20 protein-coding genes are annotated in these 23,465 nt (G+C 44.7%); 13 read left to right on the plus strand and 7 right to left on the minus strand.

Features of this window, described 5'->3' with window-relative positions; translation table 11 throughout:
* The first annotated feature begins 701 nt into the window (after positions 1-701).
* Together MgSA37_RS28490 and MgSA37_RS27460 are read left to right on the plus strand one after the other, a co-directional pair.
* Positions 702-1,118, plus strand: a complete 417-nt coding sequence (locus MgSA37_RS28490; protein ID WP_157750766.1) for a hypothetical protein — start codon at positions 702-704, stop codon at positions 1,116-1,118.
* Positions 1,119-1,530: 412 nt separating this feature from the next.
* A complete protein-coding gene (locus MgSA37_RS27460; RefSeq protein WP_157750767.1) occupies positions 1,531-2,139 on the plus strand; it encodes a hypothetical protein in 609 nt (202 codons plus the stop codon).
* 290 nt (positions 2,140-2,429) lie between these two features.
* On the opposite strand, the gene MgSA37_RS27465 is transcribed toward MgSA37_RS27460, so the two are convergent.
* Entirely contained in the window at positions 2,430-5,738 is a 3,309-nt protein-coding gene (locus MgSA37_RS27465; protein ID WP_197706055.1) for a patatin-like phospholipase family protein, read from the minus strand.
* 418 nt (positions 5,739-6,156) lie between these two features.
* Here MgSA37_RS27465 and MgSA37_RS27475 point away from each other — a divergent pair, with 418 nt between their 5' ends.
* The 5 genes from MgSA37_RS27475 (at position 6,157) to MgSA37_RS27495 (ending at position 9,398) form a co-directional block, all read left to right on the plus strand.
* Complete coding sequence (locus tag MgSA37_RS27475) at positions 6,157-6,756, plus strand: LemA family protein (RefSeq protein WP_096356976.1); 600 nt, start codon at positions 6,157-6,159, stop codon at positions 6,754-6,756.
* Between the two features lie 138 nt (positions 6,757-6,894).
* Positions 6,895-7,329 (plus strand): TPM domain-containing protein, encoded by a 435-nt coding sequence (locus MgSA37_RS27480; protein WP_096356978.1) that lies wholly within the window; start codon positions 6,895-6,897, stop codon positions 7,327-7,329.
* Positions 7,330-7,339: 10 nt separating this feature from the next.
* The gene (locus MgSA37_RS27485; RefSeq protein WP_096357800.1) at positions 7,340-8,146 is read left to right on the plus strand and encodes a TPM domain-containing protein; all 807 of its coding nucleotides are present in this window, start codon (positions 7,340-7,342) and stop codon (positions 8,144-8,146) included.
* A 165-nt stretch (positions 8,147-8,311) separates the two neighbouring features.
* Positions 8,312-8,962 (plus strand): tRNA (guanosine(46)-N7)-methyltransferase TrmB, encoded by a 651-nt coding sequence (trmB, locus tag MgSA37_RS27490; RefSeq protein WP_096356980.1) that lies wholly within the window; start codon positions 8,312-8,314, stop codon positions 8,960-8,962.
* 103 nt (positions 8,963-9,065) lie between these two features.
* Positions 9,066-9,398 (plus strand): MGMT family protein, encoded by a 333-nt coding sequence (locus MgSA37_RS27495; RefSeq protein ID WP_096357802.1) that lies wholly within the window; start codon positions 9,066-9,068, stop codon positions 9,396-9,398.
* On the opposite strand, the gene MgSA37_RS27500 is transcribed toward MgSA37_RS27495, so the two are convergent.
* The 3 genes from MgSA37_RS27500 to MgSA37_RS27510 are packed head-to-tail and all read right to left on the minus strand — an operon-like array spanning position 9,393 to position 10,551.
* Positions 9,393-9,758, minus strand: coding sequence for a hypothetical protein (locus MgSA37_RS27500; RefSeq protein WP_096356982.1), 366 nt, complete (start codon positions 9,756-9,758; stop codon positions 9,393-9,395). The genes MgSA37_RS27495 and MgSA37_RS27500 overlap by 6 nt on opposite strands.
* A 50-nt stretch (positions 9,759-9,808) precedes the next feature.
* Positions 9,809-10,174 (minus strand): VOC family protein, encoded by a 366-nt coding sequence (locus tag MgSA37_RS27505; protein ID WP_096356984.1) that lies wholly within the window; start codon positions 10,172-10,174, stop codon positions 9,809-9,811.
* On the minus strand, positions 10,174-10,551 hold the full coding sequence (locus MgSA37_RS27510) for a VOC family protein (protein ID WP_096356986.1): 378 nt from the start codon (positions 10,549-10,551) through the stop codon (positions 10,174-10,176). The genes MgSA37_RS27505 and MgSA37_RS27510 overlap by 1 nt, the downstream gene beginning before the upstream one ends.
* A gap of 146 nt (positions 10,552-10,697) precedes the next feature.
* On the opposite strand from MgSA37_RS27510, the gene MgSA37_RS27515 reads away from it, so the two are divergent.
* The 4 genes from MgSA37_RS27515 (at position 10,698) to MgSA37_RS27530 (ending at position 16,261) form a co-directional block, all read left to right on the plus strand.
* Positions 10,698-11,045 carry a carboxymuconolactone decarboxylase family protein gene (locus MgSA37_RS27515; protein ID WP_096356988.1) on the plus strand — a complete coding sequence of 116 codons (348 nt, stop codon included), beginning with the start codon at positions 10,698-10,700 and terminating at the stop codon, positions 11,043-11,045.
* Positions 11,046-11,108: 63 nt separating this feature from the next.
* Positions 11,109-11,687, plus strand: a complete 579-nt coding sequence (locus MgSA37_RS27520) for a DNA-3-methyladenine glycosylase I (RefSeq protein ID WP_096356990.1) — start codon at positions 11,109-11,111, stop codon at positions 11,685-11,687.
* A 233-nt stretch (positions 11,688-11,920) separates the two neighbouring features.
* On the plus strand, positions 11,921-14,731 hold the full coding sequence (gene polA / locus MgSA37_RS27525; protein WP_096356992.1) for a DNA polymerase I: 2,811 nt from the start codon (positions 11,921-11,923) through the stop codon (positions 14,729-14,731).
* A gap of 210 nt (positions 14,732-14,941) precedes the next feature.
* Entirely contained in the window at positions 14,942-16,261 is a 1,320-nt protein-coding gene (locus MgSA37_RS27530) for a hypothetical protein (protein WP_157750769.1), read from the plus strand.
* 300 nt (positions 16,262-16,561) lie between these two features.
* Here MgSA37_RS27530 and MgSA37_RS27540 read toward each other — a convergent pair whose 3' ends face one another.
* Positions 16,562-17,143 carry a Fic/DOC family protein gene (locus tag MgSA37_RS27540; protein WP_096356997.1) on the minus strand — a complete coding sequence of 194 codons (582 nt, stop codon included), beginning with the start codon at positions 17,141-17,143 and terminating at the stop codon, positions 16,562-16,564.
* 347 nt (positions 17,144-17,490) lie between these two features.
* Between MgSA37_RS27540 and MgSA37_RS27545 the strand changes: the two genes are divergently transcribed.
* On the plus strand, positions 17,491-18,915 hold the full coding sequence (locus tag MgSA37_RS27545; protein WP_096356999.1) for a glycogen synthase: 1,425 nt from the start codon (positions 17,491-17,493) through the stop codon (positions 18,913-18,915).
* Entirely contained in the window at positions 18,912-20,174 is a 1,263-nt protein-coding gene (locus MgSA37_RS27550; protein ID WP_096357001.1) for a glucose-1-phosphate adenylyltransferase, read from the plus strand. Before MgSA37_RS27545 ends, MgSA37_RS27550 begins: the two co-directional genes overlap by 4 nt.
* A gap of 43 nt (positions 20,175-20,217) precedes the next feature.
* Here MgSA37_RS27550 and MgSA37_RS27555 read toward each other — a convergent pair whose 3' ends face one another.
* Entirely contained in the window at positions 20,218-21,393 is a 1,176-nt protein-coding gene (locus MgSA37_RS27555) for an exo-alpha-sialidase (protein WP_096357003.1), read from the minus strand.
* A 181-nt stretch (positions 21,394-21,574) separates the two neighbouring features.
* Positions 21,575-23,239 (minus strand): alpha-amylase family protein, encoded by a 1,665-nt coding sequence (locus tag MgSA37_RS27560; RefSeq protein WP_157750770.1) that lies wholly within the window; start codon positions 23,237-23,239, stop codon positions 21,575-21,577.
* Between the last annotated feature and the right edge of the window lie 226 nt (positions 23,240-23,465).

Raw genomic sequence — 23,465 nt, forward strand, 5'->3', positions numbered from 1 at the left:
CGGGATCTCACACGCTAAGCCGCGCGATAAGTGACCAGGTGCTGAGCCGACTGTTTGGTGGTGCACCTGTCAATCGCTTACCTGTCAGCGGGCTACCCAACGCACTATGCTTCGAGAGCCTCAGCATGACACCCCTTTTTTGTCGTTCGTTCGGTTTTGGATAGCGGGTGATGCGGATAGGGGCGGACGGGATGCGTCATTAAGTCATTGGGTCATTGGTTGGGTGGTTATTTTGTCTGAACTCGAATTTTTGGAATTAGCAGAATTTTTAGAATTACATCTTAACAATTCTGTTTAACAATTCTGTCAATTCTTTAATTCTATAAATTCCGGTTCAGACTTTTATCCCGTCCGTCGGGTTTTGGATAGCGGGTGATGCGGATGGATGCGGACAAATTGCAAAACACGTTTTATGGTATTTTTGCTTAAATTTGAAATGCCGTAACCGAACCAAACCTGGATACAATGAAAAATTTGACATCATTTTTTTATCTATCGCAATCGCATTCATCGTTCTGTGGATATACCTTGATGATGTCGTAGAATTGCGGAGTTTGAATTGGTTGATCGTTAAATACAGTTGCATTTTTCTGTTAACTATCACTCCAATTGTCTATCGGATTATAGTAGAAAAGTATTCTATTATAGGCATTTTGATTGGAGTTCTCTACTTCGGTGTCATGCTGCTTAACGGCTGGCAGATGGCTAAGCGAGACATCGACAAATACAAAAACAGTATTTGCCAGGATAAATTTGGCATGACGTTTAACGCCCGAAGGCTAACCAGGGGCATTCCGGTGATACCCGCAGGGTGGCATAACACCTCTTCTTATGGCTTTTTCGAAGCTGATTGGAAACCTAAAAACAAAGTAACTGGACATGGGGAGAAGCTAATTTTTTTTACTAACGACTATGGCGTTGAATTCGAGCGTGACGATTATACAATTAACCCAAAGCAAGGGGTTCCAACGGCTATTTCTATCCTAACCAAATTTGCAAAAGGAAAGGGTAAGGACACCATTTCCTTTCTCTATTCATTAGGCGACAGTACGCACGCTATCACGCGCCAACAAGCAGACAGTATATTTTCTGCAGGAAAAATAGCGAAGGATTATTGATAGCGTATCCTCCCGTCCGTCCGGTTTTGGATAGCGGGTGATGCGGATGGATGCGGACAAAAAACTCACCCAACTGTCATCCCGATGCATATCGGGATCTCACACGCTGAGCCGCCCGTTTGGTGGTGCACCTGTCAATCGCTTACCTGTCAGCGGACTACCCAACGCACTATGCTTCGAGAGCCTCAGCATGACACCCTTTTTTTGTCGTTCGTTCTGTTTGGGGTATTTGTGATGAGTGAAATTGGGCAGAACAAACATTTCGTTATTTCGGGCAAGCGACATATTTACCCGGGCGGGTGGTTTAGTCCCTGTGATTGTACATTAATATTTTATTTCCTAAATTTGAAATGATATGACCCCGATTCCACCTAAATCGTTTAAAAAATTCCGCGCACTTTCTGTCTTCGTTATGTCAATACTATTGATTACCGCGGCTTACCTTGATTTCTTTTGTGGTACTGTAAACATCTACACCATCGTCATAAAGCAATCTTGTTTATTACTCGTATACATTAGTCCAATAGTTTATTATATGATTACAAAGGACAAACAGCAACGGTGGTGGGCAGTTTTTGGATGTATCTGGGTGGTTACAATTAGCCTAAGGACAAAAAATGAAATTCATGATTATAACGAAACGGTTTGCAAGGCTAAATTTGGCAAAACGTTTAACCAGCAGCGGCGCAATCGGGGGATAGCCGTGATTCCGCAGGATTGGCAGATAACGTCAAGCCTGGGTAGCGAAATAGACTGGAAGGGAAAAGATCAAATCATTGGCCATACCGATAAATCAGTTTATATCGACTCTGCCTGTGAAGATGCTTTTGAGCGCGATAATTATGAGCTGAAACCCATCAGGGGCATTTCAAGGTGGATTTCCATTGGCAGGGTGGTCACCAAAGGAAAAGGAGCCGACACTGATTCCTATGCGTTTGAGTTCGGAGCTAACAGCCGCAACATCACCCGCCAACAAGCCGACAGCATATTGGCCTCGGAAAAAATAACGAAGGATTACTGAAAGCGTATCTCTCCGTCCGTCCGGTTTTGGATAGCGGGTGATGCGGATGGATGCGGACGGGATACGTCATTAGGTCATGGTCGAAATGACAAAGGTTGTTATGGAGTATTTACCAGGTTTTTGTGAACCATTTTAACCACCCAAGCAATGACGCAATGACGCGCAGCAAACCTGCCGGCCGGCAGGTGACCCAATGACATTTGTGTCTGGATGCAGGTTTACCTGTCGCAACTCAAAACCGGACGGACAGCAAAAAGCAGGCCGTTGGCAATACCCGTTGGCGCTATCATCTAAATACTCAGGTAACCTAGTTTGCGGTAGCTCTCAAATTGTTCTTCTGTAAAAAACTGGTCGCTGGTAGGTTGCTGGGGGAATAAATTATTTTTTTGGTGATATTCCAATACGTCTGTAGTTTCAGTACCAACCAGGCCGGCTTTTATATAGGTGATTTTGCCTGATGGATGGCCTGTTTTATCCCCCGGGTAAAATATCGTTCCGTCGGTAATGGCATGCGCCGAGTTAAAGCCGAGTGCGTTTTTAGTACTGATCTGGCTGGTATTGATCACAATCTCGGCCCCAAAGTCAATCCGGCACCTCCTGATGGCGTTTGCAAGGCCTTCAAAGCTGTTACCGGGGTCTTCTTCCGCGTCTACCAGCATAATACTGCTGCAGCGCCGCCTTACCAGTTCATATAAGCCCATGTTATCAAAATGGCCGCCATCCGAAAGGCACACAAACCGGGAATCAATATCAGAATTACCGATCAGGTCGCTGATCAGGTATGCTACGCCCGAAGTAGGGTCGGAGTATTTATAGGTGCTCCTCCTGGGGTTGCCCATCCACCAGCCCAGCCTTACGTTAAACATAGTGAGCAAAAAAGCCGTAGCGGGCGCTGAATGATAACCCATATTGGGGCTTACCGCCGCGCCCGAAATAGCCATGGCCGTACCTATCATAGGCCCTTTTTCGTAAGCGTAAACAGCGGTAGGCCTGTAACCATATTCGTAAACCTTATTTTTGGCATAAGCGGCAGAACGGGTAGGGCTGAAATCGAACCCTGAATACAATGGCGAGAATATAAACGACTCCGCTTTGCGGTCTTGCCGGTCAAGTTCGGATACGACGGTGGCGTTAAGCGTGGAATTAATAATAGGGTAGGGCCCTATGTAATCGCCGTCGCCGCTTGTATTGATGAAGGTGGATAATTTTATATCGTCATTTTTATCAAACCCGGTAAAGTTATTGGCTGTTTTGTCGCGGTCGGTTCGTTTTCGTGTTGCGCCCAGGTAGGCCCTTACCAGCCTGTTACGGTAAAAATGGTGCAGCGAAAACTCGTTTACCCCAACACGCCAGCTAAATAAATAGGTAATGGCCGCAAGCGCTATCGTCAGCCTGAAATATTTGTTGCCGGCAGGGATCCAGTGGATGAACCTGGGCAGCAGGTGCGCAAGACCACGAAACGCATTTGCACCAATAATTATAAAGCCGATCATAAAAATATAAGGCGCCACACGTACAAAAATATCCTTTACCGCCGCCGTGTTGGTATCGGGTTTGCCCGGGTTTTCTTTTGATTGATAGGCCATTTTTACTGCTGACCCTACAAGGCCGGCCCAGCTAACGCCTAAAACCGTTTTGATATCAAACCCGTTAAATTGCTTGCAGAATAACTTAAATTCATCAGGCAGCTCACGGGCGCTATAGGTAACCAAAATCCACATCAGCATGGTGCGGTGTGTAATGGCGCCCATCCGGCCCCACCACTCGCGGCGCTCATCCGGAAACAATTTTCCCATCAATGCCATACGGATAACCACGCAGGTGCTGATGCACTCGAGCACCAATGGCGGCCCTAAAATAAATACCCAGTCCTTTTTAAGGTAATCAAATAACAGCCAAACCCCTGCAAGCATCAGCCAGGCCGCCCCTGCGGCGATAGCCGATGAAAGGATGATTGCTGCATCAACCAGCTTTTTTTCGAGTGGTTTTTGTGCGCATACGCGGTATAACCCTATATAAGCTATTGATACCATAGCAACAAAGCCCGTTACCGCCGCCGGCCACAGCAGCCCCAGCCTGTTTGAAAATACGATTGGGAAAGGTTGCGGATATAGCCAGGAACTAACCACGTAGGTAACTAAAACGGTCCAAATGATTAAAAAAATGATTAACAACCGGTTGCGGCCGAAGCTGAACAGGTTACGCTCGTCATGTGCGGAATCATAGGTTTTCATGCCCGCACCTACAAACCATACCGCAGGCACAAATATCAGCACGCTCCATTTGGCAACCACTTTCCAGTCGTACGAGTTTGGTATTTTGGTGAAATAGTTCCAGGTAAAAGCCAGGTCGGTAACCACTGAAAGGGCGGTGCATAACAGCAGTAGCAGGAGCACCTGGTTGATCAATGTATTACGCAGCCAGGTAATCCCCATGGTCCATGAATCGGCCGACATAACACTTGCATCCGGCGCCAGGTAATTGCTAAACATGCGCAGCCAGCGGATGGGCCGCACCTCCTCGCCCAGCGGATCGGCTGATTTTTTTTCATTCAAACGGTCTGCCACTTTTGATACGGAACCGCTGCGCTTTATCCAGCAGGCAAGCCAGGTGCCGATGTAGCCGCCGCCTGATACCGTAGAAAGATAATCAAAGCGGGGCAGCTTACCATCTTCGGCCAGTTTTTGCAATACGCCCAGGCTAAACGTTGCCGACCGGATGCCGCCACCCGATAAGGCCAGGCCGTGAAGATCCATTTTTGCCGCCCGCTTTAATGGGTCCTCTATATGGGGTGCTTCCGGTATATCGGTTACCAGCCTTTCTTCAAATGCGCCCGGATCATCTTCCATGCGGTCAATCCGGCTCCGGCAAATCTCATTAAGTTCGTCGTTAAAAAGGCTCTCAAAAGGCAGGGGCACCTTCTCCATATTAAGCTGCTTCAATAAAGCGGTATCATCTTTCAATAATATTTTTGCGAATTCACTGCGCTTAACCTCGTTGCCGTCGTAAACCCTGTCCCACCATTTGCTGTAGGCCTTATAGTCAGATGGGGTAAGTAAACCATCTGTTTCTTTTATTTCCCAGGTTTGAAAAAGGCGTTGTTCAGCCTGGCTAAGGTCTTTACCGCCCAGCGATAAAATAATCTGAACCGGCATATAATGCATTGCCTGTGCCAGTGTCAGCCGTGCCGATGGGTCGTCAAAAAGGATTTCCCTTACTATATTGCGCCACTGGTAGGGCGTACAATATAAGGTGCCGTTTTTAGCTAAACCCGCTTTTACATTGGCCTTATCCCGCACGGCATCGTGTTTATGATTAGCCTGCAGCCATTGCAGCAGATCGCCGGCAAGTTCCAGGAAACAACGCTTAAAGGTATCTGTATGCTCAATCCCGATGCTGCACCAAAGCACGTCCTGGATGCTTTTTGCAACAGATTCAGGGCACTCGTTTTCAATAACTAATACCTTTTGATTAAGCTGCCACAGGTAAAGGTCCTGCGCAGATTTCCGTTCATCTACGCTCAGCTCTTTTTTACAGATGTTTTGAATAATGCCGATGTTGGCAACAGCCTGGGCGGTAAGGTCGGTTACAATATCCATGGTTTAAGGGATGATGTGAATAAAAAATGTTGCACGAGCAACAAATTGGTCCGGTTTTATTTGTTAAGATAAAGTTAACATATAATTAAACAAAATCAACAGGTGTTTTTACGGTAAATACTTGGTGGAAAACACGTTAGGTGCCGCGTGTTACCCGCAAAACCGCAGCAGGCAGATCATGGTATACAGCAGGCGCCAAGTTTAACAGTAATGCTCAAATCAGCCAGGCCCTGGCTGCAATAAACCGTTCCCCAACATTGACCGCCGTCATTTTTCATTCCATTCCTTTTCACTACATTTACAAAAACCAAAGCTATTGCCATAATGGCATAACAAATAAGCAATTGTAACAACGGTATGTGTTTTGTACTCTAAATTGTAAATTCACAGGAATTAAAATCAAACAGAAAAAAAAATCATGAAAGGTTTATTTATAGCAATTGGTGTCGTTGTCGGCATTATTATTATCTGGGGCCTGATATGGCTTTATGGTCAGAGTTTAAACAATGGCATTGTTGCCAAGGATGAGGCTGTAAAAGCTAAATGGGGTGCCGTACAATCGCAATACCAGCGCCGCAGCGACCTGATCCCAAATCTGGTGGCTACCGTTAAAGGTGTGGCCAATTTTGAGAAAAGCACTTTGGTTGAAGTTACCGATGCGCGTGCACGTGCCACTTCTATCCAGGTTGACCCGACCAAACTTAACCCCGAAACTATTCAGAAATACCAGGCTGCACAGGGCCAGTTAAGCACTGCTTTGGGCCGTTTGCTGGTGGCTTCAGAAAGGTACCCCGACCTGAAGGCCAACCAAAACTTCAGCGACCTGCAGGCCGAACTGGAAGGTACCGAAAACCGGATCTCCGTAGCCCGTATGGATTTTAACAGCGCCGTACAGGATTATAATACCACGATCCGCTCGTTCCCGTACAGCATAGTTGCAGGGTCGCACGGGTACACCGTAAAAGGCAGCTTTGCAGCCGAAGCAGGGGCACAAAATGCGCCGAAAGTGCAATTTTAATAATTAGTGAGGGAGTGAATTAGTGAATTAGTGATTAAAAAGGGTCGCGTAAATCGACTTGAAAAATTCACCAATTTACTAATTCAACCTTAAAAAATTCACTAATTCACTAAATCAATAATTCACTAATTAAAAAATATGGCCGTATTTAACGACGAGGAACAACAGCGGATCCGCACCGCCGTTGAGGATGCTGAAAGGCATACCTCCGGGCAGTTGCGCGTTTGTATCGAAAAAACCTGCAGCGAGCAAGTGCTCGACCGTGCTGCCAAATATTTTCACCAGCTGGATATGCATAAAACCAAACTGCGTAACGGCGTGCTTATTTATGTGGCCACTGTCGACCGTAAGTTTGCCATCATTGGCGATGCAGGCATTAATAAAGTGGTGCCTGATAATTTTTGGGATGACACCAAGGACGACATGCTGAAGCATTTTAAAGTAGGCGATATTGTTGAAGGTATTGTTACCGGCCTTGCGATAGCGGGCGAGCACCTCCAAAAATATTTCCCTCACCATACGGGCGACAATAACGAATTATCAGACGACATTGCCTTTATGGATGGCGAATAAACTTAAGATCATGTTTAAAAAACTCACCATATTATTTTCGCTGCTGTTCATCGGGCTGATGGCTTTTGCGCAGCAGCTGCCGCCAAAATCAACCACGCTGGTTACCGATTATGTACACGTATTGCAGGATGAAGAAAGGCATATGCTGGAGTATAAGCTGGCTTCGTTCAGCGATACGTCATCAACGCAAATTGCAGTAGTAATTATCAAATCTGTCGGCCAGTACGACATAGCCGATTACGGGCAAAAGCTGGGCCGCGCCTGGGGCATAGGCCAAAAAGGAAAAAACAACGGCATATTGATACTGGTTGCCTTTGACGACCATAAAGTTACCATCCAAACCGGCTATGGGGCAGAAGGCGCGGTGCCCGATATCAGGGCTAACGAGATCATCCATAACGATATGCTGCCCCGCTTTAAACAAAGCGATTATTACGGTGGCCTAAATGCCGGCGTAGATGACCTGATAAAATTAATGAAGGGCGAGTATAAGGCGCCTAAAAAAGCCGTTGCTGAAAAAGAGCAGGATTACAGCGGCAGTTACGGTATTATATTCTTCATCGTTATTATTGTTGTCATCATCGTACTGCGGGGCAGGGGCGGCGGCGGTGGCCATATTATTGGCGGCCGGGGCGGTGCAAGCCCCTTCTGGTGGTTCCTGGGCGGCACTTTGCTGGGCCGGGGGAGTGGTGGCTGGGGAGGTTTCTCCAACGGCGATGGCGGCTTTGGCGGCGGCGGCGGTGATAGCGGTGGCGGAGGTTTCGGCGGCTTTGGCGGCGGAGATTTCGGCGGCGGCGGCGCCAGCGGCAGCTGGTAGGGGGAAGTCAGGAAAGACCGAAAGACCGAAAGACCGAAAGTCCGGAAGTCAGAAAAGACGGAAAGACCGGAAGAGAGAAAGCCTGCCTTGCGGCATGCAGAAAGGCGTAACTTATTTAGAGCGATTAGCCGGTAAAATCCTATTTTTGCGCTTTAATTTTTTGATTTGGGAAAAGATAAATTAAGGCGTTTTGCCGAAGTAAATACGTTCAGCAATGTTTTGCAGCTGGATGCCGGGAAACCATTTAAAGGGCAATGGAGCCCCGGTCATTTTAAAAATAACAACCCTGTAGTACTGGAGCTGGCCTGCGGTAAGGGCGAATACACCGTTAACCTGGCCCGTTTATTTCCGGAAAAGAATTTTATAGGAATTGATTACAAGGGCAACCGTATTTGGCGCGGCGCTAAAACGGCGCTGGAAGATGGCGTTCCCAATGTGGCATTCCTGCGGATCCAGATAGAAACCATATTGGATTATTTTGGCGAAGGCGAGATAGATGAGATCTGGATCACCTTCCCCGACCCGCAGCCGCAGTTAAGCCGCGAAAAGAAGCGGCTCACTTCCTCCCGGTTCCTCGATAAATACAAACCGCTGTTAAAACCGGGTGGCTTTATCAACCTTAAAACAGATAACGATGGCCTGCATGCCTATACCGCTGAAAAAATAACTGAGACCGGCATGAAGCTGCACATCAGAACTGAGGACCTTTACCATTCTGAATTTGCGGATGAGGTGCTTTCCATCAAAACCTATTACGAAAAGAAATATCTGAAGCACGATAAGAATATCAATTATTTGAAGTTTTCGTTTGAGTAGAGGCCTCACGCCGGCCCTCTCCAAAGGAGAGGGAGTGAAAACTTCTTTTTAAGCCCTCCTTTGGAGAGAGTTGGATGAGGCGATAATGGTTTTAGATACACCTATGAAAGATGATAATTTTTTTGAACAGGTTTATGAAGTGGCGCGGCTGATCCCTGCCGGCAGGATAACTTCATACGGGGCTATTGCCGCTTACCTGGGCACAAAAGGTTCGTCGCGGATGGTAGGCTGGGCCATGCAGGCCTGCGGAAAAGCGACGCCCCCGGTACCGGCGCACCGGGTGGTAAACAGGCAGGGTTTGTTAACCGCCAAATTTCATTTCGGCGGTAACCTGATGCAGCAATTGCTGGAAAGCGAAGGCGTAAAAGTGGTAGATGACCAGGTGCAGGATTTTAAAAAATTGTACTGGGACCCGTCAATTGAGCTGGCGCTATAAGGTAGCCTCGTTAAAGTCGTTACCCATGTAATCCGTTACCAGCCAGGTAAGCAATATCACCGTACCGAAGATCACAAAAAAAAGCTTGCCATCGGGGTTGTCTCCAAACAGGGTGTACGCCAGTGCAATGAGTATGACCCCAACTAAAACCTCAATAGTGGCATGTATGGTAACCGGGATAGCCTTAAAAATCCCCAAAGGATAATCCGTTAAAATTGATAAAAGCAAATGAACCGCCCCGAGCGCATAGGTAAAAATAGCTAATGTACCGGTGAAGGAAAAAAAGGCCGGTGAACATAGCAATACGATTACCATTAAATAATCTATAACACCATGAATTTTGGGGGAAATGAATTTCATAAGCCGTTTAGTATGTTAATTTAATGCTAAATCTAAATAATATAATCTTATTAATCAATCATTTGCAACAATTCCATCCGGTTGCCAAATGGGTCGATAAAAGCAAAACGGTTACGGCCCGGTATTTTTGGTTCTTCCAAAATTTCAACATTGTTTTTTTGCAGCAAATGCCTTGCAGCTTCCACATCGGCAACTTCAAAGGCGGTATGCCTGATGGAGCGCGGCAATGAGGGTTCCACCCCGATATGTAATTGTATATTGCCGATATCAAACCAATAGCCCGCGTTGCCGAAGATCTTGTCGGGACGTCCAATCAGTTGCAGGCCGATGATGCCGGTATAAAATTGCCTGGCCTCTTCCAGCCGTTCAGGGGGAACACAAATATGAATATGGTCGGCACGAATAAAATCGATCATTATTCGTCCTCGGCAAAAGTTAAAACGTAGTTATTATTATCCAGGATAGAAAACTCGGTAGCGCCATAAAAAGTGGTTTCAAGGCCTTTCAATACCGTTACCTTTTCATGGATCAGCTCAAAAAACTCCCTGATCTTTTTTAGTTTGATATAAAACAACAGCGAGCCGCCGTTCCTGCGGCTGATATTCGGGAGTTCCTTACCTAAACTTTCAAAGGTCTGGAACATAAAGGTTACGTCGCCATTGCTCATCATCGCCCAAACCAATTCAGTGCCGGCTTCGGGTACGGTCATTACCAATTGAAATCCGATAGACATGTAAAAGCTGATGGTTTCGTTCATGTCTTCAACAAAAATATTGGGGGAGAGGCTTTCCATGGGGGGAGTTGATTAAGTTAGACGTAGTTGATGGGGTTGATTAAGTTATTTTTGGTGATTCAATATTAAATATAAATTTGGTCAATTACTAACACTCAATTTCAACAATACAACATTCATTAATTCACTAATTCAATAATAAATATATGTCCCTGATAGCAGATTTTGAATCCTACCGTACCAGAATGAACGACAGGATAATGGAAACAGCCAATACCAATATCAAACGCTTTTTTGCGCTGGATACCACCACCTATGCCGAAGGTGCACTGGATGTAAAAACCAAAGAAATGCTGGGCCTGGTAGCCTCGATGGTTTTGCGTTGCGATGATTGCATTAAATACCATTTAGGCAAATGCCACGAAGCGGGGGTCAATCACGATGAAATGAATGAAGTATTTATGATCGCCAATTTGGTGGGTGGATCAATTGTGATCCCGCATTATCGTAGAGCGGTGGAATATTGGGATGAGTTGTGTTCAGTGGGCAGTTAAAAGTTGGCAGTTTGCAGGGAAGGACAGGTATTAATTTTTAATTTAGCATTTTAAGACACCGCTATGCAAACTGCAAACTCAAAACTGCAAACTCAGGAAATAAAACGTTGCACATGGCCGGGAGCAGACCCCCTCTACATGGATTACCACGATAATGAATGGGGCAAAGAGGTACATGATGATAAAAAGCTGTTTGAGTTCCTGGTATTGGAATCTGCCCAGGCAGGTTTAAGCTGGATCACTATTTTACGCCGGCGCGAGGGTTACCGCAAAGCCTATGCTGATTTTGATGTGCAGAAAGTAGCCGCATTTGATGATGAGGATGTTGCGCGTTTGTTGAATGATGAAGGGATCATCCGCAACCGCCTTAAAGTTTTGTCTTCTATAAACAACGCTAAGCTTTTTATAGAGGTTCAGAAGGAATTCGGCTCCTTTGATAAATACCTGTACAGCTTTATGCCCAATGGTAAACCCATCGTCAATTACACAACCGCTATTCCGGCAAGTACACCAATATCCGACGCCATAAGTAAGGATATGAAAAAGCGGGGCTTTAAGTTTTTTGGAACGACGATCTGTTACGCCCATATGCAGGCCACCGGTATGGTAAATGATCATTTACCGGATTGTAGTTTTAAATAGATTGACACGAATTTTCACGAAAGCCTATTTATCGGATTTATACAGAAAACGCTATAAGGTATCACGTCGCATTTGCATTTTAAACCATCAAAAAATTCGGGAAAATTCAATTTTATTCGTGTAATTCGTGTAAAATTTCATTCGTGTAGATTCGAACAAATTCGCGGGCATTCGTGCCTGATTTCATTCGTGTATATTCGAACTCATTCGTGAGCATTCGTGCAAAAAAAATTATGAAGAAACTATTTCTCCTGGATGGCATGGCCCTTATTTACCGGGCGCATTTTGCGTTGAGCAAGACCCCCCGTTTTACTTCGGGCGGTATAAACACTTCGGCGGTAATGGGTTTTACCAATACCCTGCTGGAGGTGATCAGAAAAGAAAAACCTACCCATATGGCCGTGGTTTTTGATACCGAAGCGCCTACCGAACGTCATATTGATTTTGCAGCCTACAAAGCGCACCGGGAAAGTATGCCCGAAGACCTTTCGGCGGCTTTGCCTTATATATTTAAAGTGATCCTTGGGTTTAATATCCCGGTGATCACCTCTGATGGTTACGAGGCTGACGATATTATCGGCACCCTTGCCAAAAAAGCAGAGATACAGGGCTACCAGGTATATTGCATGACACCCGATAAGGATTTCGGACAGCTGGTATCCGAAAATATTTTCATCTACAAGCCCGCACGTATGGGTAACGAGATGGAGATACTGGGCGTAAAGGAAATATTGGAGAAATGGGAGATTGAGCGCGTTGAACAGGTGATTGATATCCTTGGCCTTTGGGGCGATGCGGTCGACGGCATCCCCGGCATCCCGGGCATCGGCGAAAAAACCGCCAAGGCATTGATCAAGCAATATGGCTCAGTGGAAGAGATCATCAGCCATAGCCACGAATTAAAGGGTAAGCAACGGGAAAATGTAGAACAATTTGCGGAGCAGGGCATGATGTCAAAAAAACTGGCCACCATCAACTTAAATGTTCCGGTTGAACTGGATGAAGAGGGCCTGGCTATGGGTCCGCCAAGCAAGGACCTGCTGGAACCGTTATTTGCCGAACTTGAATTCCGCACGCTGGGCCGGCGCGTTTTCGGGGATGATTTCAGTATTACCGAAACACGGGCGGTAAGTATCCAAACAGACCTTTTTGGCCAACCCGTAGCCGATGGCCGCACCACGATGGCGGTAGAGGTACAGGATATTTATGAACCGCCTGCTGCTGCAGATGCCAAAAACATTCATAATGTTACGCACGAATACCACTTAGCAGATAACCCTGAAAAAAGAAAAACGCTGATTGAGACCCTGGCGAAGCAAAAAAACTTTTGTTTTGATACTGAAACCACTGGAACTGACGCCAATGATTGCGAACTGGTAGGCTTGTCCTTTGCTGTAAAAGCAGGCGAAGCCTGGTATGTACCCGTGCCCGCAGACCAGGAAATAACCCGGGGCATAGTAAATGAGTTTAAGCCGGTACTGGAAGATGCTGCCATCGGCAAAACTGGTCAGAACCTGAAGTTTGATATTTTAATGCTGAAATGGTATGGCGTTGAAGTAAAAGGTGAGTTGTTTGATACCATGATGGCCCACTATGTAATCGACCCCGACACGCGTCATGGCATGGATGTGCTTTCAGAAAATTATTTGAATTACAAACCTGTTTCTATCACAGAACTCATCGGCGCCAAAGGCAAAAACCAGGGCAGCATGCGCGATGTGGAGATAGAAAAGATAAAGGAATACGCTGCAGAAGATGCCGATATTACCCTTCAGCTGAAAACCATCTTCGAGCCAAAACTAAAAGAAGTAGAAAGCGAAAAGCTGATCCACGAGATAGAAAATCCGCTGATTTATGTGCTGGCGGATATGGAGTACGAAGGCGTATTGATCGACCATGAAACGCTGAAAGAGTTTTCAAAAGAACTGGAGACAGATATTGCCAAATTTGAAAAGATCATCTTTGAAAAAGCCGGCGTGCGGTTCAATATCGCATCACCAAAACAACTGGGCGAGGTGCTTTTTGAAAAACTGATGCTTGATCCCAAAGCAAAAAAAACCAAGACCGGCCAGTACCAAACCGGCGAAGATGTGTTGATGGGACTGGCCGCCAAAAGCGATATTGTTAGGGATATCCTTGATTTTCGCCAGCTGCAGAAGCTGAAATCAACCTATGTGGATGCACTGCCAACTATGGTAAACCGTAAAACCGGCAGGGTGCATACTTCCTATAACCAGGCGGTGGCTGCTACCGGGCGTTTGAGCTCCAATAACCCCAACCTGCAAAATATCCCTATCCGTACCGAGCGAGGGCGGGAAGTTAGAAAAGCATTTATCCCACGCGACAGTGGTCACACTATTGTTTCTGCGGATTATTCGCAGATCGAACTGCGCATTATTGCCGAAATCAGCAAGGATGCCAATATGATGGAAGCTTTCGTGCAAAACCTGGACATTCACACCGCCACCGCTGCAAATGTATATGGCATCAGTTTGGAAGAAGTGACCAGCACCCAGCGCCGCAATGCCAAAGCGGTAAACTTTGGGATTATTTACGGGCAGTCGGCATTTGGTTTATCACAGAGTTTGGGCATCCCCCGCAAGGAAGCCGCAGAAATTATTGACAACTATTTCGCGCAGTACCCCGGCATCAAAAATTACATGGCCGATACCATGAACTTTGCCCGCGAAAACGGTTATGTATGTACGCTGATGGGCCGGCGCAGGTATTTGCGGGATATTAATTCAGCCAATGCTACCGTGCGTGGTTTTGCGGAACGAAATGCCATTAACGCGCCGATACAAGGCTCCGCTGCCGACATGATAAAAATAGCGATGATCAATATCCACCGCGAATTTAAAGCGCGCAACCTGGATGCCCGTATGACCATGCAGGTGCATGATGAGTTGGTGTTCGATGTTCCGCATCACGAAGTGGAAATTGTGAAACCGATCATCATGGAAAACATGAAAAATGCCATTAAAACAACTGTGCCGATTATGGTGGAAATTGGAACGGGAGTGAATTGGTTAGAGGCGCATTGATTTGGGATCACACCGATTTTGGGTTGATTACACCGATTAGATTCAATATTATTATGGAGAACATGAAGAAGTCTAATAAAACCAATGTGCCGGTAATGGTGGAAATCGGTGTGGGTTCAAATTGGCCGGGGGCACATTGATATATATTATAACACAATAAGCATGCTACGTGGTCTATTGATTTTTCTTCTTATAATTTCGATACAATGCATGTTTATAACGCTGCATGCCCAAACAAAAATAAGCAGCTGTTTATATATAGGTGACAAGGAAAAGTATGTTCTGTCAGAAAAAATCAGATCTGAAGACGGTAAAGTTCAAACATTTAACAGCTTATTCATTTGGGATAAGGACAAAGTAATAAGAATAGTTTTTTTGTATGACAGAAAACTTTCCAGGTTATCCACATCAGTTATTAATCATTTACAAACTTTCGAAAGCTTTCTACCTACTTTTAAAAGATGCACCTGGTATGAAAACCCAAAATACAAGTCGAAGAGAATTGTAATATTTGGAATAGAAATTTACGACGAAACTTTTGCCGACGGCCGTGAAAACGATACGAGAGGAGATGAGTTCCGTGCTAAATTGAAAACCTTAATTAATGCCAGGAATAAAAAATATAACCCATTAGCAGATAAATTCGGAAGCATATATGTTTCCGATGGCGACCCTGAAGTAATGATTTACAATGAGAAGCGAAAAGTAAAGGAGATTAATAATTTTCCTCTGTTAATTAATTCGGCTAAAGGAGATTCTCCATTTATAATAAGTCCGATACATATTGATGTTTACAGGATAGATAAATCCGAAAAAAACACCAACAGCATTTCAAAAAAAATTACTGGTTATAGGTTATATTCAACAGTATCCTTTCTTAAACAATCAATAAAATACCCAACAAAAGAAGAAATTAACGAGTCTTATAAAGGGCCATTAGGAGATGTTATAGAAAATAACGATTTGTTATACTTATACAGAATTAATTTTTCTGTTGATACGGCTTCATTAATGAACGAATTATCAGAACTGAGACTATCGGACAAACCATATTTTAATAACATTCGGATTGATGAGCCTAAAGTTTTCCGCTGGGGAAAAATGTCAAAAAAGGATTCTATTAATATCAAAGAAGATTCAGTCAGAAAAAAAGTTGATTCTATTAAGTTAAGAGAATCCAGTAGATCGCGATTTTTAAATGGTATTGCTTTTGATTACCAATACTGTGCGGAATGCTATGATGCTGAAATACCGAAAAAAACAAGAATAAATAATCACTGTCCATTTAAATTTTCGTTGTACAAAAATCTGTCTGATGACAATTGGAGTTACGCTTTTTCTAATAAGTACCGGCATTTTTTTGAGGTCGAAAATCGTCCTCGGGAAATTATGCAGGACATGCATGGGATTAGTTGGTTAATGATGTCCCCGGGAATTGGCTTTTGGATGTCTAATGTTGCAAATTACAATAGTCGATACTCAACCAATTTTTACAATCTGTTTTTGAATGGAAAAAAGATAAGTGAATAATTAGTTCTCTTTAGCACAGATGTTAAAACCTGATTGTTTTATAAATCACCCGTAATGCGTAGTCTATTAAAACATTAATTCGCATCAAAGGAATTATAAAATGCACAAATTTTTATAATGAATAAGTTATATTTGTTACTGACGATGAAATTCTACGAAAAATATCCCCAGCTTAAAGAGAAAGAGTTTTTGACTCAGATTTTAACAGATACTGTTTTCTCAACAATGTCGTTGGAAGACCAGGAAGTGCCTAAGGAGAGAGTCGAAGAGATCGTATTATCTTTATTGCATGAAGAAGAATTAAAGGGGGGCCAATTCTTTTCTGATCAGGTCCATTAATGGGGAGAAATTATGTTTGTCTGCGAGTTTCATCGCGTCAATGTAAATTTTTCTGTTATTACCTTCACGGTGATATAGTTCAAGCGGCTTATAACCAAATTTTAAGGCAACGAGATTCATCAGTATTCGTCCGGTTCGTCCATTCCCGTTGTTAAATGGATGAATGCGGATAAATTCGTAATGAGAAAAAGCGAGGCAATCAATGTGGTCATTATACTCTTTTGAGTTGCCGATTTTGAAATTCAGATTATCTATAAACTGATACATTAATTGAATGATTTGAGTTGGTTCGGGCGGCATTAATTGCCCAACGGTAACAGAAACCGTCCTCCACTTTCCAGCCCATTCATAAAGCTCTGAAAAAGCCGTACGATGAATTTCGCGAATTAATTGAACTGAGATTTCCGTGTCGCTGTCAAGCGAAAAAACCAAAAGCTCCGCGGTTGCAATTCCTTTAGCCTCATATTCGTTTATAATAACCTTGTCTGTTAGCCCAAGGTTGTTATCGTCGGGTGAAGGAGTCCAATTTGTATTGTCTTGCATTTATCAAAGTTATAATTTTTTGATACTTGAAGCGCGCCCTCTGATATCAAAGATGCTTTCATAGCATTAATATACCTCAATCCCTTTATTTACCCGGAAAGAAAACAAATCATTAAAAAAGTTCATCATTTTTATCGCTCGTTGAATTAGTAAATCCTCAAAATTAGACGTAAAAGACCTTCGTTTTGTGCAGATTTAGTAAAAAAAGGCGGAATAGAATTGCAATCTGTAAATGAATCGGCTTTCAGGATGAACAATTAATAAAAATATTTTTTTTAAAAATTATATCAGCACACATTTGTTTATTTGATGGTTTCTTTGCTTAAATTGAGCCAATAATATTACTGATGAGAGTTTTTCACCTGAGTGCCGAATGTTATCCTGTCGCCAAGGTTGGCGGTCTTGCCGATGTGGTGGGTGCTTTGCCCAAATACCAAAACCTGCTGGGTTTAAAGGCGGCTGTTGTTATGCCGTATTATAACCGCAAGTTTGTGCAGGAAAATCACTTCGATACCGTTTTCCAGGCCTCAACCCTGCTGGGGACCCGCCGTTTGTATTTTGAGATCCTGAAAGAAAGAACCGATAAACTGGGTTTTGAATTGTACCTGGTAAGGATCCCCGGTTTAATTGACCGTGAAGAAGTTTACCAATACCCCGATGAAACGGAACAATTTATCGCCTTCCAGATCGCATTTCTCGACTGGATCAGCTATTCGCAGCAAACGCCCGACCTGATCCATTGCCATGATCATCACTCGGGTCTGGTGCCATTTTTATTGCAGCATTCAAAGCTATATACCCGCCTGGCAAATGTGCCAACCATACTTACCATACACAACGGGCAATACCACGGCGCGTTCGGGTGGGATAAGCTATCGTACCTGCCTGAAATTGACGTAACTAAAACAGGTTTGCTGGATTGGGGCGGATCCATCAACCCGCTGGCTTCAGCAGTAAAATGCTGCTGGCGTTTTACCACTGTATCGCCAAGTTATTTGCAGGAGCTTTCGATCAGCTCCAACGGCCTGGAATATTTGTTTTACCTGGAGCGTGCGAAGGGATCGGGCATTATTAATGGGATTGATACAGAGATATGGGACCCAAATAACGACCCGATGATCCCGCATAAGTTCTCGATAAAACAAATTGCCAAAGGGAAACAGGCCGATAAACAAGCCCTTTGCGAAAGGTTTGGTTTTACGCCTGAAAAACCGCTTGTATCTTTCATTGGCAGGCTTGTTCTTGAAAAAGGCGCCGACATTTTGCCGGCTGCGCTTGAAAGAAGTTTTAATGAGCATCCCGGGAAGTTTGATATGCTGATTTTAGGAGCGGGCGAAAAAGGTGTTGAAAACGGCCTGTTGCATTTAAAGAAGGTTTACCCCGAACAGTGCAATGTTTTTATTGGTTACGATGAAGCGCTGGCGCACCTGATCTATGCCGGGTCAGACTTTTTGCTTATGCCATCCCGGGTTGAGCCTTGCGGGCTTAACCAACTGTATGCCCTGCGCTACGGAACTTTACCCATGGTGAGGAGCACTGGCGGTTTGAAAGACACGGTTGTCGATTTTGGCGATGAGGGCGGCTATGGTATCAGGTATAATAATGCCAGCATTGATGACATTTGCGATGCAATAAGCCGGGCCCTGACGCTCTTCGAAAACACTAAACACGTGCAACATTTGCGAAAGATAATGATGGCGCTCGATTTCTCGTGGGATCGGTCGGCCAAAGAGTATATAAACCTTTATGAAAGCTTAAATCCAATAATATGACCTCAAAAGTAATTTGTATTGTACTTGGCGGTGGCCAGGGAAGTCGGTTATCGCCGTTAACCGCAACACGTTCAAAACCAGCTGTTCCTATTGCAGGTAAATACAGGCTGGTGGATATCCCTATTTCAAATTGCCTTAATTCGGGTATTCACCGGATTTATGTACTGACGCAGTTTAATTCGGCATCGTTAAATAAGCACATCAAAAACACTTACCATTTCAGTAGTTTCAGCGAGGCCTTTGTTGACATCCTGGCTGCCGAGCAGACCCCGTCAAGCGTGGCGTGGTTCCAGGGAACTGCCGACGCGGTGAGGCAGAGTTTACATCACCTTGCAGTACATGACTTTGAATATGTACTCATCCTTTCAGGCGATCAGTTGTACCAGATGGATTTTGAGGCAATGATTGCGGAGCATATTGAAAAAAATGCAGAGATCTCTATCGCCACCATCCCGGTTCACGCAAACGATGTGCCCGGATTTGGCATATTAAAAACGGATGAAAATAGCATGGTTTCGGCATTCGTTGAAAAGCCGAAAACCAATTTTGAAAGCTGGGCATCGGAAGTTAGCCCGCAAATGGCCGCAGAGGGCAGGGTTTACCTTGCATCGATGGGGATTTACCTGTTTAACCGCAAGCTTTTGTATGACCTTTTGCAGGGGAATGAGCGCACGGATTTTGGCAAGGAAATTATACCCCAGTCCATCACAGAACACCGCGTATTAAGTTACCAGTACGAAGGTTACTGGACAGACATTGGTACCATCCCATCATTTTTCGATGCAAACCTTGGCCTTACAGATGATATCCCGCAATTTAATTTGTTTGACAAACACCCGATATACACCCGCGCACGTATGTTGCCGCCGTCAAAAATGTCGGGGACGCATGTGGATAAAGTAATCATCGCTGATGGGTGTATCATTAATGCCAGCCACATTACCCGCTCCGTTATAGGTGTTCGTACGCGTCTCGGGTTCGAAACCGTTATTGAAAACTGTTATGTGATGGGTAGCGACAATTATCAAACGCTTGAACAGATCCAGGAGTCGCATTTAAGCCAGACACCCTTAATGGGCGTTGGCGACCGGTGCCATATCAAAAACGCTATTATCGACAAAAACACCTATATAGGCGATGACGTTCAAATAAATTGCGGCGAAAAGCTGGAGAACGGCGATTACGGGCCTTATGTAGTTCAGGATGGTATCGTGATCGTTAAGAAAAGAGCCGTTATACCAAACGGAACGGTAATATAAGTTGCAGTTGGCAGTTTACAGTGGGCAGTTTTTATGGAAACTGCTAACGGTGAACTGCCAACTTCTGCTTCAACTGGTTCAGCTTAAACCGGATCACTTCTATCGATTCCTTTTGCCGGGAGATAATAACATACAAATAACCATTCCACACCATTGTATGCGGATAGCCATATTGCCCGCCTTTCCATAAACCAGCCTGTTTTAATTGATAAGGTTCGTCAGCAATGATATATTGTTTGTCAAAATACCGACCATCGTCGCTTAAAGCCAAAACCAGCGGGGTTCTGTCGTAATGATGCAGGGTATCAGGGATACCAACATAATAAAACCGGTTATCGGGCAAGCGCCCGAAATGAAACTTACTGTCGTTATCGGTAAATGGTGTTTCAACCGGTTTTGACCAGCTGGCGCCATTATCACGGCTCCCGGTAAGCCAAAGGCGGCCTTTCCAGCCTTTACCGGTTACCCGTAACAGCATGTGCAGCACCTCATCTCCCGTCTGAAAAAAGGAACCTTCGCATAACGGAGGTAGTCCCCACTTTTTTGCCGGGTCGTAAAACGCGGCTGAATTATCCTGTGTATAAAAACCCGGTGGGTAAAAGCTGGTCATTTTCCATCCTGATAGTCCTCCCGGGTCATCTGTATACGGAAAACTAAAGTTACCGCTGATGATGAGCCTGCCGCTTTTAATTGCTTCAGGTCCGTGGTTGGGAATTACTGGAAGATGCATGTCGAGCGGAGCGCTCCAGTGCTCACCATCGGTAGTGTATTTGGCCCATAAACGGGTGTTGGTACGGTGTTGCTCATATTCGCCATAATAAGCAACCAGCGTATCTTTATGCTGGTAAAAACCAGCAGCAGTAAGAACATTTAAAGTATCTGCCGGCCCCTTTGACGGTTCTGCTAAAACATGTGCCTGCGACCAATGCTTAAAATCCGCAGACACCGAATACACTACCCGCTGGCCCGGCGAGTCTTCTCCGATTAAACCGTTTGACCATACTGCTATTAACTTTCCTTTAAAATGAGTTATGGACGGATGATGATTATACCACCAGTTTACCTGCGGCGTGTAGATCATGGCCCGTGCAATTTTTAAATGCAGCAGGCCATTTTCATTTTTATAATTATTACGGATGGCAATTTCCTGGCCATTTGCATGATTACAAAGGGTAATGATCAAAAAAAATGATAGTACAAGGTATAAATAGATCCTCATGCTGCAAAAGTAGCGATTTTAAAAGCTACCCTCTCCAAAGCATCTGTGGTTAGTAATTATTTTGATAGCAGGTTATCCGGAAAATTTCAATAAGATCGTCTCCAAATATCCCGGGAAAGATAATATGCTGAGTTTTCTCATGTCTGTTTGACTTTACCAATTCCACCAACCAGCAAACCCTTCACCCCCAATTAAAATCTACTTCCCGACCATTTAATTTCCATTTGGCTGCCAGCGAATTATCCAGCCAGTCTAATGGCTCACCAATGGGTTGAACTTTGGCCGCATTGGCAAAACTTTGTTTGATCAGTGCCTTTTGTTCTGCGCCCAAAGCGGCTGGCTCTGCCGAAATAAATAATGGCGCGCTGCTTTCTGCCAGTAATTGCATCCACTGTTTGTTCTTATCCCAGGGCACCTGGTTGGTTAGCCCTACGCAGTCGCCATCAGCAGCATAAAAAATATTGTGCTGGTGCATCCTTGCACCCACTGTATTTACGCCCATTTTACGGGTGCGGCCCCATTCTTTGCCGCTCGTATCATCCCCTATCCGGTTCAATTCAAAAACTCCGGCTGATAAATGACTCACCGTATTGCAACCGATCACATACATATCACCCGCGGCCTCACGAATAGTATGATATAAATGGTTGATGATCTCGGCGTTAGTTTTGCTTTTATCATAAAAACTCCAGCCCGGTTGTGTCATGCTATCGGTCATTTCTACTCCCCAACGACCGAAAATATCATAAGTGGTGTAGTCGTGCTTTACCAGTTCAAAGCCCCACTGCCGGTAAACCGACAAATTATATTTGATGCGTTCAATGTTCTCGGGAATAGTTGGATCAAGAACTGGGTTTTTAGGATCATCGCGGCCTGTTATTTTAGGGGCAAGCAGCGTACGGCTATCGTTGTATTTTGCACATAGCGGCCGCGTCCATAAACCGGGGCGCATACCCAGTTTTACAATATCGTCCGCCATTACATGCATGTCCTTAAATTTATCATTGGGCCTCGAAAAATCATCCGCCCAACCACCGTCGCCTGGCAAATATGGCGAGTAAACGGCCCAGCCCGCATCAATTACCGAAAATGGCCGGTTGTTGGTATCAGTTACCAGTTCGGCCATTAACGCCGTAGTTTCTTTGATGAGCGATGAAGAGTTATTACCATAAGCATAATACCAGTCGTTAATTCCATAAACAGGTTGTTTTGGTAAACGCTGCTTTTCGCACATCAGTTTGCAAAACCTTCGGGCGGTTGCAAACGGATTTTCTGCCGGCATGCTCTCTGTGCTAATAATATCGCCCGCATGGAGTTTGCGCGAACCTAATTCAACACCGGCCCCACCCGAATGGGTATCCATCGTTAGTTCAAGGCTGCCGGGGTTCACTGCCCACCAGCAAAACGCGCTACATCCGGTTTTTACACCAAAACAGGCGGTTTGCCTTTCATCATGTAACAAAATATACCATGCGTTCTTTTTTGTTCCGCCGGATGTTTTCCATCCGGCATCGCCGTAGGTTCTTTCCCAGCTATCGCCAAAAGTTTTAATGCCCGGTTTAACATCATATTCCCATTTCATCCGGATACAGGCTAACTGTTTACCGGGAGATTGCAGGTAAACACCCAGCGCATTCCCGTTTTTTACGAGGCTAACTTCTATATCGTTTAAAGTGAATAATGCAGACCCTGCTTTTTTCATGCGAAACCACCCGGCTCCGGTATCGGCCCAAACCTCATCGGGTGCGTGCAATAGCGGCCCTTCGGCTACTCCATAGGTTATTCTGCTGAACAATAATGCCGCCGTGGTAGTGGCGGATAGTTTTACAAAGTTCCGTCGGTTCATAAAATCAAAGTTTATAAATGCAGCTGCCAATTTGCCACCTGCACTAACCAATAAAAATAGGTTTTAAAACTTTAATTTCAACGCGGTTTAATAAATAAGCAATAAATTAAAAACAGGGACAAACTCCGGCGGGGCGGTATCAATTTATGGCTAAATAACATAAAACTTAACCTAATACCAGCCTTTTTCGCCGGCATTTCATGCACTTGTATCTTTTCAGCGGAAG

Origin of the sequence: Mucilaginibacter gotjawali (genome assembly GCF_002355435.1) — a bacterium.
GTDB classification, from domain to species: Bacteria; Bacteroidota; Bacteroidia; order Sphingobacteriales; family Sphingobacteriaceae; genus Mucilaginibacter; species Mucilaginibacter gotjawali.